This is a genomic window from Saccharopolyspora griseoalba (assembly GCF_042665275.1).
In the GTDB taxonomy this organism is placed as follows: Bacteria; Actinomycetota; Actinomycetes; order Mycobacteriales; family Pseudonocardiaceae; genus Saccharopolyspora; species Saccharopolyspora griseoalba.
On sequence record NZ_JBHTCJ010000006.1, the window covers coordinates 222,535 to 234,630 of the forward strand.

Sequence of the window (12,096 nt, forward strand, 5' to 3'; positions counted from 1 at the left end):
CCAGCGGTCGGCCCGCGGGGACAGCCCGCAACGCCGGGCTCGGTGCGGACCCCGGATCCGGGCGGTTCCGCTGCGGGGCCCGGTCCGGACAGCTCCTTGGAGTTGTTCAGGAGTGCGGGGCAGCCGCTGTGCTTCAGGTGCGGGACTCGGTCGGCACCGCGCACCGACTTCCGGAGGCGTCTCACGACCCGCTACCCGCACCACCTCACAGCGCACGTCCTCAGCAGCCCCTAGCGAGGCAGCGACGCGAGCCCGGAGCGGTCCTGCTCACCCAGGCGCTGGGTGATGCCCTCGGCCGCGGGAAGCAGGGGTTTGACGAGCTTGGCGACCTCCGCGCGGGCGCTGTGGGTGACCACGCCGAGGGCCGCGACGACGGTGCCGTCCGGGTCGTGCACCGGCACGGCGACCGAGCAGTTCCCCAGGGTCATCTCCTCGTTGGCCTGGGCGAAGCCGCGGGACCGCACGGCCTGCAGCTCGCGGCCGAGCCGCCCGGGCTCGGTGATCGTGTAGGGCGTGTGCCGGGCGAGGCCGCGCTCGCAGCACTCGTGCACCACCGAGGCGGGCGCGTGCGCGAGCAGCACCTTGCCCACGCCGGTGGCGTGCAGCGGCAATCGCCCACCGGCGCGGGAGACGATGCTCACGGCGCGCGGAGTGGTGAGCTTTTCCACGTACATCGCGTCGACCTCGTCGCGGACGGCGAGGTGGACGTTGTCGTGCGTGGTGCGGCAGAGCTCCTGCAGGTGCGGCAGGGCGGCCTCGCGCAGCCGGCTGTTCACCGGCGCCAGCAGGCCGATCTCCCACAGCCGCAACCCGACGGCGTAGCGCCCCTCCTGGTCCCGTTCGAGCGCGCCCCACATCTCCAGCTCGCGCACCAGCCGGTGCGCGGTCGCCAGCGGAATGCCCGCTCGCCGCGCGATCGCGGTCAAGGTCAGCCGCCCGTGCTCGGCGTCGAACGCGGTCAGCACGCTCAACGCCCGAGCGGTAACCGAGCGCCCCGGATCCCGACTGTTCCCGGCCACGGCCACCTCCGACACCAACCCCCAGCCGGACAACAAGCCCCAACCCCAGCACAAGGAACCCCCCGGGCCAAGCCCCGGCCGGAAGAACCTCCCCCGAAGATCACGGAGAGATTTCGCGGAAAGCAAAACACGGTCCCCCGAAGCGCGAACCCGCCAAACCGCCCGAAACCACCCGCGAAAAGCGGAATCCGAGAAACCAATTCCCCGACCGAGCGCCCGAACGGCGACGATCCCGAACCAGAACAACCGGACGAAGCCGCCGAAGAAAACCGAGAGGCGAAGAGGCGGCGAGGAGGGGGCGGAGAGACAGCGGGGAGGCCATGCGGACGAGGCGCGCACGAGCACGAAGGCTGGTCCGAGCGCAGGCGGGAACCGCACCCAGCGGAACGAGCACTCACCCGAGCGCCCACCGCACCGAAGGGGGTTCGGGGGAGTCGGTCCCCCGACGGCACGACGAGAAAAAGGCCCCGGCGAAGCATTCGCCGGGGCCTTTCGAGTGGGCGAGGAGGGAGTTGAACCCTCACGTCCTTTCGGACACACGGACCTGAACCGTGCGCGTCTGCCATTCCGCCACTCGCCCGTGGCTGGTTGGGAGTCTATCTTGCTGGCTCCCTGGCCTGAGCACCGGGGGGGCCGCTCTCGCTTTTCCCCTGCTGCCCTGTGGACGAGAGAAACATTAGCACGGGCTCCGGAGGGGGTTTCGCAGGGGGGTCCAAGAAGTTGGGAACTGGGCGGTGTCCAGAGCCGTTGGCCCAGATACGATGGTCGGAGATGTCGTACGCGTGAAGGGATTTTGCCGTGGGCCTCGTTCAGCGCTTCGAGCGCCGACTCGAAGGCATCGTCGGTAATGGCTTCGCGCGCGTGTTCGGCGGCAACGTGGTGCCTCAGGAGGTCGCTCAGGGCCTGCAGAGGGATGCCGAGCTACACGTCCGCGAGCTTGCCGGTGGACGGTTGCTGGCTTGTAACCACTACGTTGTGCAACTGAGCCCGTCCGATCACGATCGACTCACCGGCGATGAGGAGAGGGTGACCGACCTCCTCGCCGACTGCGTTCAGGAGCATCTCACCGAACAGGGGTGGGACACATATGGTGACGTCGTAGTCTCCCTGGAGCGCTCTGAGACGCTGCACACGGGACAGTTTCGAATCAGTTCGACCGTCGACCCCGACGTAACCCGACGGCCGACACAACCGCGTACCGCAGGAGACCGACCCATGAGCCAGCCACCAGGCCATTACCCCCAGGGAGATCCGTACAACCAGCAGGGCCAGTACGGCTACGACCAGGGCTACGGCCAGGACCCCAACTACGCCTACGGCCAGCAGCCGGGCTACGACCAGTACGGTCAGCCCCCGCAGCCCGGTTACGACCAGTACGGGCAGCAGCCGGGTTACGGCCAGCCGCCCCAGCCGGGCTACGACCAGTACGGTCAGCCCCCGCAGCCCGGTTACGACCAGGGCTACGGCCAGCCCCCGCAGGGCTTCGACCAGGGCTACGGCCAGCCGCCCCAGGGCTTCGACCAGGGCTACCCGCAGCAGCCCGGCTATGACCAGTACGGGCAGCAGCCGGGTTACGGCCAGCCGCCGCAGCCGGGCTACGACCAGTACGGTCAGCCCCCGCAGCCCGGTTACGACCAGGGCTACGGCCAGCCCCCGCAGGGCTTCGACCAGGGCTACGGCCAGCCGCCCCAGGGCTTCGACCAGGGCTACGGCCAGCCGGGCGGTGCCTACCCGCAGAGCGCTCCGGGCGGTTTCCCGGACCAGGGCTACGGCCAGCCCGGCGGCGCGTACCCGCAGAGCGCACCCGGCGGCTACCCGGCGGGCGCCCCGCGCGGTCAGATGACCGCCACGCTGCTGCTGGACGACGGTTCGAACCGCTCCTACACGCTGCAGCACGGCTCGAACATCATCGGCCGCGGCCAGGAGGGCCAGTTCCGGCTGCCGGACACGGGGGTCTCCCGCAAGCACATCGAGATCACCTGGGATGGTCAGTCGGCCATGCTGGCCGATCTCGGTTCGACAAACGGCACCACGGTGAACGGCACTCCGGTGCAGACTTGGCAGTTGGCAGACGGTGACGTGATCAGGGTCGGGCACTCCTCCCTGGTCTTCCGCGCTCAGGGCTGAGCGCGGACGCCGACCCGCGGATACGAGTAGGAGCGTTCACAACAAGTGCCGGAGCTGGTGATTCAGCTGACCAGAGCAGGGTTCCTCGCCCTGCTCTGGTTGTTCGTACTGGCTGCGCTTCGCGTGGTTCGTTCGGATCTCTACTCGGCCTCGGGCATGCGAGTCCCGATGCCAGGTGCGAGTCGGAGCCCGGGCAAGTCCCGGGGCAAGAGCAAGGCCAAGACGCCCCGCCAGATGGTGGTGACGCACGGCGCTCTCGCCGGCACGCGCATTTCCCTGGACGGCCGGCCGATCTTGATCGGCCGTGCCGACGACTCCACGTTGGTGCTCGACGACGACTACGCGTCCACGCGGCACGCGCGGTTGTCGCTTCGCGGCTCCGATTGGTACGTGGAGGATCTAGGCTCCACAAACGGCACATACCTCGATCGGGCGAAGGTCACGGGGCCGACCAAGGTTCCGCTCGGCGTTCCGATCAGAATCGGCAAGACGGTGATCGAGCTGCGCTCATGACCCTCGTCCTTCACTACGCAGCCCGCAGCGACCGCGGCCTGGTTCGCTCCAACAACCAGGACTCGGTCTATGCCGGCCCACGACTACTCGCCCTCGCGGACGGCATGGGCGGACATGCCGCCGGCGAGGTCGCCAGCAAGGTCGTCATCGCGGCTCTCGCGCCGCTGGACGACGACGAACCCGGTGACGACCTGCTCGGCCAGCTCCGCAGCGCGGTGCTGGAGGGCAACAGCGCGATCTCCGAGCTGGTGGCCGACGACCCGGACCTCGACGGGATGGGCACCACCCTGACCGCTGTGCTGTTCGCAGGCAGCAAGCTGGGACTGGTGCACGTCGGCGATTCCCGCGCGTACCTGGTCCGCGACGGCGAGCTGACCCAGATAACCCACGACGACACCTTCGTGCAGTCGCTGATCGACGAAGGCCGGATCACCGAGGAGGAGGCCGCCAACCACCCGCAGCGCTCGCTGCTGCTGCACGCGTTGACCGGCCACGAGGTGGAACCGAGCCTGGCGATCCGCGAGGCGCGAGCGGGGGACCGCTACCTGCTCTGCTCGGACGGGCTGACCGGACCGGTCAGCACCGAGACGATGGCGGAGGCGCTGCGCATCCAGGATCCGCAGGCCTGCGCGGATCGGATGATCGAGCTGGCGCTCAAGGGCGGCGGTCCGGACAACGTGACCGTGATCATCGCCGACGTCGTCGACGTCGAGTTCGGTGACGACGCCCCCATCGTCGGGGGTGCGGCGGGAAATGGCGATGAGCATCCGCAACCCGATTCGTCTGCGGCGCGCGCTTCCGCGGTGACCATGCCGCGGCAGCAGCCGCAGCGTTTCGAGCCCACCTCACCGCCGGCGGACAACCGGCCGCGCAAGCGCCGCTGGTTGCTCCCGCTGGCGGTGACCTGCGGCGTGCTCATCGCACTGGCGGCAGTCGCGCTGGTTGGGCGTTGGTGGGTGCTCAACCAGTACTACATCGGGACCAACGAGGCCGACGAGGTCGTGATCTACCAGGGCGTGCAGGGCGATGTGCTCGGCGTGTCGCTGAACTGGCAGGTCGAGGGCTCGTGCCCGCAGGGTTCCGCGCAGGACTGCCGCCCCATCAAGATCACGGACCTGCAGGAGGCGCAGCGCCCCGACGTGCGCAACGGCATCACCGAGGTCAACGGGCTGCAGGAGGCTCGCGAGGCGATGCGGCGGCTGCGCATGACGGCGCTGCTGCCGGAGTGCCAGGAGCCCAAGCAGCAGACTCCGCCGACCCGGCAGCCGGGCACGCCACCGCCCCCCGGCCAGCCGAGTCCCGGGCAGCCGTCCCCGAGCCAGCCCGCTCCGGGACAGCCGTCTCCGGGCCAGCCGGCCCCGAGCACGGAGACCTCGGCCGCCGACGCGACCCCGCTGCAACCGGAGGAGCCTAAGCCGGGCGTGAACTGCCGGACGGTGAGCTGATGTCGGATCCGGCCCTCGCGACCGGAGCAGGCAGCGGAGCCCCCCGGGTGACAACTCGGCGGGGCACCGAGCTGTTCATGCTCGTTCTCACCGCGGTCATCGTCACCTCGGCGCTGATCGTGGTCGAGCTCTCCCAGGCGCACACGCTCACCCGCGAGCTGCTGTTCTACGGCCTGGCGTTCCTGGTGCTCTACGGGGCGGCGCACTTCGCGGTGCGCTACTTCGCGCCGTACGCCGACCCGCTGATCCTGCCGCTGGTGGCGCTGATCAACGGCGTGGGCCTGGTGATGCTGCACCGGCTCGACCTGGCGCCGGTGGTCGGCGCTCCGTACACGCCGAAGCAGATCCTCTACACCACGCTGGGCGTGGTGATGTTCGGGCTGGTGCTGTGGCTGGTCAAGGACCACCGCACGCTGGCCCAGTACGGCTACACCTGCGGGTTCGTCGGGCTGGCGCTGCTGGCCCTGCCGGGCGTGCTGCCGGCGAGCATCTCGGAGGCCAACGGCGCGAAGCTGTGGATCAACCTCGGTTTCATGTCGATCCAGCCGGGCGAGTTCGCCAAGATCCTGCTGTTGATCTTCTTCGCCTCGTTCCTGGTGTCCAAGCGCGAGCTGTTCACCACGGCGGGCAAGCGGTTCCTCGGCGTGGACTGGCCGCGCCCGCGCGACCTCGGCCCGGTGCTGTTCGCCTGGGTGCTGTCCATCGGCGTGGTCGTGCTGGAGAAGGACCTGGGAACCTCGCTGCTGTTCTTCGGCATCGTGCTGGTGATGATCTACATCGCGACCGAGCGCGCGGTGTGGGTCGGTCTGGGCCTGTCGCTGTTCGCGATCGGCTGCGTCGTCGCCTTCAACCTCTTCGACCACGTGCAGGTGCGGGTCAACAGCTGGCTGGAGCCGATGGCGCAGGTCCCGGACGGCGCCTCCGACCCGGGCTACCAGCTGCGCACCGGCCTGTTCGGGATGGCCTACGGCGGCATCCCGGGCACCGGCCTGGGCAGCGGGATGCCGAACATCACCCCGCTGTCGTTCAGCGACTTCATCATCCCCGCGCTGGGCGAGGAGCTCGGCCTGATCGGGCTGATGGCGCTGCTGATGGTCTACCTGCTGCTGGTGATGCGCGGGCTGCGCAGCGCGCTGGCGGTGCGCGACTCGTTCGGCAAGCTGTTCGCCGGCGGCCTGTCGTTCACCATCGCGCTGCAGCTGTTCGTGGTCGCCGGCGGCGTGACCGGGTTGATCCCGATGACCGGTCTCACGGCGCCGTTCCTGGCCGCGGGCGGGTCGTCGATGCTGGCCAACTACATCCTGGCCGCGCTGCTGCTGCGGATCTCCGACGCGGCGCGGCGCCCGCAGTCGCCCGCCAAGCCGAAGCCGAAGCAAGCCCCGATCGCGGAGGCGCATACGGAACTGGTGGAGCGTCCCCAATGAACAAGCCGCTGCGCCGCGTGGCGCTGGCCATGATGGCGATGGTCGTGCTGCTGATGGCCAACATGACCTACGTCCAGGTGATCAAGGCCGGAGAGTACCGCGACGATGCGCGCAACATCCGCACCCAGCTGGAGGAGTTCTCCCACGAGCGGGGGCAGATCATCGCCGACGGGCAGTCGCTGGCGGTGTCCAACCCGATCGACAACGACCGCTACCAGTACCAGCGCAGCTACCCGAACGGGCCGCTGTACGCGCCGGTGACCGGGTTCTACTCGTTCTTCTACGGGTCCAACGGCATCGAGCGGGCCAACGACAAGATCCTCAACGGCACCGCCGACAGCATGGCCTTCGGCCGGTTCTCGGACATGATCACCGGCAACAAGCCGCGCGGCGGCAACGTCGAGCTGACCATCGACCCGGCGATGCAGCAGGTCGCCTACGAGCAGCTGACCAGCAAGGGCTTCCACGGCTCGGTGGTCGCGCTGAACCCGGCCAACGGGCAGATCCTGTCCATGGTCAACGCGCCGTCGTACGACCCGAACCGGCTGACCGGCACCGACAACAACCAGGTCGCCGACCAGTGGCAGCAGCTCAACGACGAGTCGGGCAACCCGATGTCCAACCGGGCGGTCTCCGAGATCTACCCGCCCGGCTCGACGTTCAAGCTGATCACCACGGCGGCCGCGCTGGACTCCGGCTACACCCCGGACAGCCAGGTGGAGACCGCCTCGTCGATCCACCTGCCGGGCACCGCCGACGCGACGCTGCCGAACTACGGCGACCGGACGTGCAAGGGCAGCACCCTGACGCTGGCCCTGGCGCACTCCTGCAACACGGCGTTCGCCGAGATCGCGGGCAAGGTCGGGGCGGACAAGCTGCGGTCCACCGCGGCGAAGTTCGGCTTCGACCGCGACCTCAACATGCCGATGAGCGTCGCGAGGTCCGAGATGGGCCCGATGGCCGACCAGGCCTCGCTGTACCAGAGCGGCATCGGTCAGCGCGACGTGCGCGTCACGCCGCTGCAGAACGCGATGATGGCCGCCGCGATCGCCAACGGCGGCGAGCTGATGAAGCCGCAGCTGGTCGAGGCCACCCGCGCGCCGGACATGGAGACGATGGACACCTTCCAGGAGGAGTCCCTCGGCCAGGCCGTGTCGCCGCAGGTCGCCGCCCAGATCAAGGAGATGATGATCAAGTCCGAGGGCTTCACCAAGGGCGGCGGCAAGATCACCGGCATCGACATCGCCTCGAAGACCGGTACCGCCCAGCACGGTGACCCCGGCGACCAGCCGCACGGCTGGTACGTCGCCTTCGCCCCCGCCGAGAACCCCACGATCGCCGTCGCGGTGATCGTGGAGAACGGCGGCGACGAGGGCGCCGAGGCCACCGGCGGCTCGCTGGCAGCGCCCATCGGCCGCGAGGTCATCCGGGCGGGTCTGCGAGGAGGTGGCTGATCCGTGCTGACCACCGGCCAGTTACTCGCCGAGCGCTACCGGTTGGGCAGTCGCATCGCCGTCGGTGGCATGGGCGAGGTGTGGCAGGCGGTGGACGTCCGGCTGGACCGGACGGTGGCCATCAAGGTGCTCAAGGCCGAGCTGTGCGGGGACGCGGAGTTCCTGCACCGCTTCCGCACCGAGGCCCGCACCACCGCCTCGCTCAACCACCAGGGGATCGCCGCGGTCCACGACTACGGCGAGACCGCCGCGGCGCCGGACGGCCCGGACGACACCGCCTACCTGGTGATGGAGCTGGTGGAGGGCAAGCCGCTGGCGAGCATCCTGGCCGAGACGCAGCGGATCACCATCGAGCACACGCTGGACATGCTGGAGCAGGCGGGCCGGGCGCTGCAGGCCGCGCACGAGCGCGGGCTGGTGCACCGGGACGTCAAGCCGGGGAACATCCTGATCACTCCCGAGGGCAAGGTGAAGTTGACCGATTTCGGCATCGCGAAGGCGGCCGACGCGGCACCTGTCACCCGCTCGGGAATGGTGATGGGCACGGCCCACTACATCGCGCCCGAGCAGGCGCTGGGCAGCGACGCGACGCCGGCCAGCGACGTGTACTCGCTGGCCGTGGTGGGTTACGAATGCCTGATGGGGCATCGGCCGTTCCTGTCCGAGAACGCGGTGACGGTCGCGATGATGCACATCCGCGAGATCGCACCGCCGCTGCCTCCGGACGTGCCGCCGGGAGTGCGCGCGCTGATCGAGGCCACGCTGGTCAAGGACCCCCGGCGGCGCTACGGCGACGGCGGGGAGTTCGCCAACGCGGTCGCGGCGGTGCGCGCGGGCATGCCGCTGCCCGCTCCGGCTTCGATGGCCGTGCCGCAGCAGCCGCAGCCCGGCACGCCTGCCTCGGGCGGTCCGACGGTGCCCGCGATGACCCCCGCCGCGGCGACCGGGCAACCGCTGGGCAACACCTACCCGCCCGGGGTCATCCCGCCCCAGGCGGCGCACGCACCGGTACCGCAGCCGCCGCAGCAGGCGGTCGCGGTGCGACCAGGTGGTATTCCTCACCCGACGCGCGGCGGCAGGGTCGTGCTGTGGGCGGTGGCGGCCGTGCTCGCTGTTTGTGTGCTGGTCGCCATCGGTTTGTTGACCTATTGGGCGACCCACCGCAACATCCTGGGGCAGGCCGCACGCGATCACACGATCACGCAGGACCTGGCTTCCGCGCGCGCTATGGGACAAACTGCGCGGCAGGCCCCCATGGACGGAACGTTTCACGTGGGTCGGCCGATGAATGGAGTCGGGGATACACCACGGGCCGCGCGAGCGGCCGGCACGACTGTCGGCGAGGGCCGTCAGCTCGGCATGATGGGACGACCGTTGACAAGGATCGGAACGACCATTCGATGAGTTCACCTCGACTTCTGTCCAACCGATATGAGCTCGGTGAGACTCTCGGCTACGGCGGTATGTCCGAGGTGCACCGCGGCCGGGACACTCGCCTGAGCAGAGATGTCGCGGTCAAGATTCTGCGCGCCGACCTGGCCCGGGACCCCACGTTCCAGCTGCGCTTCCGCCGCGAGGCGCAGAACGCGGCGGCGCTGAACCACCCGGCCATCGTGGCCGTCTACGACACCGGCGAGACGGAATCCGAGAACGGGCCGCTGCCCTACATCGTGATGGAGTACGTCGACGGCCGGACGCTGCGCGACATCGTCAAGACCGAGGGTCCGCTGCCGCCGCGGCGGGCGATGGAGGTCATGGCCGACGCGTCGGCGGCGCTGGACTTCAGCCACCGGCACGGGATCGTGCACCGCGACGTCAAGCCGGCCAACATCATGATCACCCGCTCCGGCGCGGTGAAGGTGATGGACTTCGGCATCGCGCGCGCCCTGGCCGACGGGCAGGCGGCGGTCACCCAGACCGCGGCGGTGATCGGGACCGCGCAGTACCTCTCCCCGGAGCAGGCGCGCGGCGAGGCGGTAGACGCGCGCAGCGACGTCTACGCCGCGGGCTGCGTGATCTTCGAGCTGCTCACCGGGGAGCCGCCGTTCACCGGCGACTCGCCGGTCGCGGTGGCCTACCAGCACGTTCGGGAGGAGCCGCGCAAGCCCTCCGACGTGGTCCCGTCGGTGCCCGCCTCGCTGGACGCCGTGGTGCTCAAGGCCCTGAGCAAGAACCCGGCCAACCGCTACCAGTCGGCCGCCGAGATGCGGGCCGACCTGGTTCGCGTGCTCTCCGGGCAGCGCCCGAAGGCTCCGATGATCATGTCGGAGGAGGAGCACACCGCGATGCTCGGCCAGGGCGCGGGCGCCACCGAGGTGATGTCCTCGGGCAGGCACCGCTCGGACGACGCCGAGCCCTACCCGGAGGAGGAACCGGAGCGCAAGCGCCGGACCGGGCTGATAGCCCTGGTCACGATCGCCTGCGTGGCGGTGCTCGCGCTCGCGGGCTGGCTGGTGGCCAGCATGGTCAACTCCGAACCGGAGCAGGTCAAGGTGCCCAGCTTCGTGGGGCAGACCGAGCAGGCGGCGCAGGACCAGGCCCGCTCGCAGGGCTGGCGGCCGGTCCCGAAGAGCTGCTTCTCCAGCGAGGAGAACCGCGGCAAGATCGTCGAGCAGGAGCCCAAGGCGGGCTCGATGGTCAACAAGGAGCGCTCGCCCAACCTGGTGCTCTGCCGCGGCGAGGGCCCGGAGACGGTGCAGATCCCGGACATCGAGGGCCTGGACATGAGCCAGGCGCAGCAGAAGCTGGAGTCCGCGGGCCTCAAGATCGGTCTGACCCCGCGGGAGCAGGAGACCGACGACTCCAGCCTGGTCGGCAAGATCATCAGCTGGGACCACAAGGGCCAGCAGGTGCCCAAGGGCACCACGATCAACGTCACCATCGGCAAGGAGATCCCGCAGACGCAGGTCCCGGACCTGGTGGGGCAGCCCTTCTCGACGGCCAAGGCCTACCTGGAGGGCGCCGGGTTCAAGGTGCAGAAGAAGACCACCGACTCCGACCAGCCCGCGGACACCGTGCTGGACCAGTCGCCGTCGGCGGGCACCGAGGCCCGGACCGGCTCCACGGTCACCCTCACCGTCTCCAACGGCGACCAGATCACCATGCCGAGCCTGGAGGGCAAGTCCAGGAGCGAGGCCGAGCAGGCGCTCAAGGCGCTGGGCTGGAACGGCTCGATCCAGGAGCAGCAGCAGCCCACCGGTGACGAGTCCAAGGACGACAAGGTCGTCGGCTCGTCCCCCTCGGCCGGCCAGAAGATCAGCAAGGATCAGCCGGTGACGCTCTACGTCGGCGACTACGACAGCGGGGCGACCTCCGGCAGCCCGCCGGACGGGGGCAACCTGTTCCCCTTCCAGGACGGCTAGGGGTCGGCAGCGCGACGAACAGCGGGGGCGGTGACCAGGTCACCGCCCCCGCTTCGCGTTCGCGGGTCAGCGCTGCGCGGCGGCCGCCACGGCGCGCATCTCGCCCTCCAGCGTCTCGACCAGCACCGGGTCCACCGGGTGGCCGGCCGACGCCATCCAGTTGGCGAGCATCCGGTGACCGCCGTCGGTGAGCACCGACTCGGGGTGGAACTGCACGCCCTCGACCGGCAGCTCGCGGTGCCGCATGCCCATCACGATGCCGGACTCGGTGCGGGCGGTGACCTCGAAGTCGTCCGGGACGCTGTCCGCGCGGACGATCAGCGAGTGGTAGCGGGTGGCGATGAACGGCGCGGGCAGGCCGGCGAACACGCCGGCCCCGGCGTGCTGGATCTCGCTGACCTTGCCGTGCAGCAGCTCGGGCGCGCGCTCGACGGTGCCGCCCCACACCGCACCGATGGCCTGGTGGCCGAGGCACACCCCGAAGGCGGGCTTGCGCTCGGCGGCGCAGCGCTCGATGAGCTCCATGGTCCGACCGGCGCGGTCCGGCGTGCCGGGACCGGGGCTGAACAGCACGCCGTCCGCGGCCGCGACGTCCTCGTCGGTGACGACGTCGTTGCGCCGGACGGTGCACTCGGCGCCGAGCTGCGCCAGGTACTGCACCAGGTTGTAGACGAAGCTGTCGTAGTTGTCGACGACCAATACGCGCACGGAGCCAGCCTACGTCCTCCCCGCAATCCCGTTCCGCCACCCGG

Annotated in this window: 9 protein-coding genes and 1 tRNA gene; 7 read left to right on the forward strand and 3 right to left on the reverse strand. The window is 70.0% G+C overall.

All coding sequences use genetic code 11. The features are described 5' to 3' along the window. Positions 1-230: 230 nt before the first annotated feature. Positions 231-1,019, reverse strand: coding sequence for an IclR family transcriptional regulator (locus tag ACFQRI_RS13965; protein WP_380668455.1), 789 nt, complete (start codon positions 1,017-1,019; stop codon positions 231-233). Positions 1,020-1,516: 497 nt separating this feature from the next. After that, positions 1,517-1,599 (reverse strand) — tRNA-Leu (locus ACFQRI_RS13970). Between the two features lie 218 nt (positions 1,600-1,817). On the opposite strand from ACFQRI_RS13970, the gene ACFQRI_RS13975 reads away from it, so the two are divergent. The 7 genes from ACFQRI_RS13975 to pknB are packed head-to-tail and all read left to right on the forward strand — an operon-like array spanning position 1,818 to position 11,344. After that, complete coding sequence (locus ACFQRI_RS13975) at positions 1,818-3,146, forward strand: FhaA domain-containing protein (protein WP_380668457.1); 1,329 nt, start codon at positions 1,818-1,820, stop codon at positions 3,144-3,146. A gap of 45 nt (positions 3,147-3,191) precedes the next feature. Next, positions 3,192-3,659, forward strand: a complete 468-nt coding sequence (locus tag ACFQRI_RS13980; RefSeq protein WP_380668459.1) for an FHA domain-containing protein FhaB/FipA — start codon at positions 3,192-3,194, stop codon at positions 3,657-3,659. Next, entirely contained in the window at positions 3,656-5,104 is a 1,449-nt protein-coding gene (locus ACFQRI_RS13985) for a PP2C family protein-serine/threonine phosphatase (RefSeq protein WP_380668461.1), read from the forward strand. The genes ACFQRI_RS13980 and ACFQRI_RS13985 overlap by 4 nt, the downstream gene beginning before the upstream one ends. Beyond that, a complete protein-coding gene (locus tag ACFQRI_RS13990) occupies positions 5,104-6,528 on the forward strand; it encodes an FtsW/RodA/SpoVE family cell cycle protein (protein WP_380668463.1) in 1,425 nt (474 codons plus the stop codon). The genes ACFQRI_RS13985 and ACFQRI_RS13990 overlap by 1 nt, the downstream gene beginning before the upstream one ends. Then, a complete protein-coding gene (locus ACFQRI_RS13995) occupies positions 6,525-7,982 on the forward strand; it encodes a peptidoglycan D,D-transpeptidase FtsI family protein (RefSeq protein WP_380668465.1) in 1,458 nt (485 codons plus the stop codon). The genes ACFQRI_RS13990 and ACFQRI_RS13995 overlap by 4 nt, the downstream gene beginning before the upstream one ends. A gap of 3 nt (positions 7,983-7,985) precedes the next feature. Beyond that, the gene (locus tag ACFQRI_RS14000; protein WP_380668467.1) at positions 7,986-9,386 is read left to right on the forward strand and encodes a serine/threonine-protein kinase; all 1,401 of its coding nucleotides are present in this window, start codon (positions 7,986-7,988) and stop codon (positions 9,384-9,386) included. Beyond that, positions 9,383-11,344, forward strand: coding sequence for a Stk1 family PASTA domain-containing Ser/Thr kinase (gene pknB, locus ACFQRI_RS14005; RefSeq protein ID WP_380668469.1), 1,962 nt, complete (start codon positions 9,383-9,385; stop codon positions 11,342-11,344). The genes ACFQRI_RS14000 and pknB overlap by 4 nt, the downstream gene beginning before the upstream one ends. Positions 11,345-11,410: 66 nt before the next feature. Here pknB and ACFQRI_RS14010 read toward each other — a convergent pair whose 3' ends face one another. Then, positions 11,411-12,052: an aminodeoxychorismate/anthranilate synthase component II gene (locus ACFQRI_RS14010; RefSeq protein WP_380668471.1), complete on the reverse strand. Its 642-nt coding sequence runs from the start codon at positions 12,050-12,052 to the stop codon at positions 11,411-11,413. Between the last annotated feature and the right edge of the window lie 44 nt (positions 12,053-12,096).

Excerpts from the sequence above, each read along its gene's own strand:
- ACFQRI_RS13985 (WP_380668461.1), top strand. The coding sequence starts at position 3,656 with ATGACCCTCGTCCTTCACTACGCAGCCCGCAGCGACCGCGGCCTGGTT.
- ACFQRI_RS13990 (WP_380668463.1), top strand. The coding sequence starts at position 5,104 with ATGTCGGATCCGGCCCTCGCGACCGGAGCAGGCAGCGGAGCCCCCCGG.
- ACFQRI_RS13995 (WP_380668465.1), top strand. The coding sequence starts at position 6,525 with ATGAACAAGCCGCTGCGCCGCGTGGCGCTGGCCATGATGGCGATGGTC.
- pknB (WP_380668469.1), top strand. The coding sequence starts at position 9,383 with ATGAGTTCACCTCGACTTCTGTCCAACCGATATGAGCTCGGTGAGACT.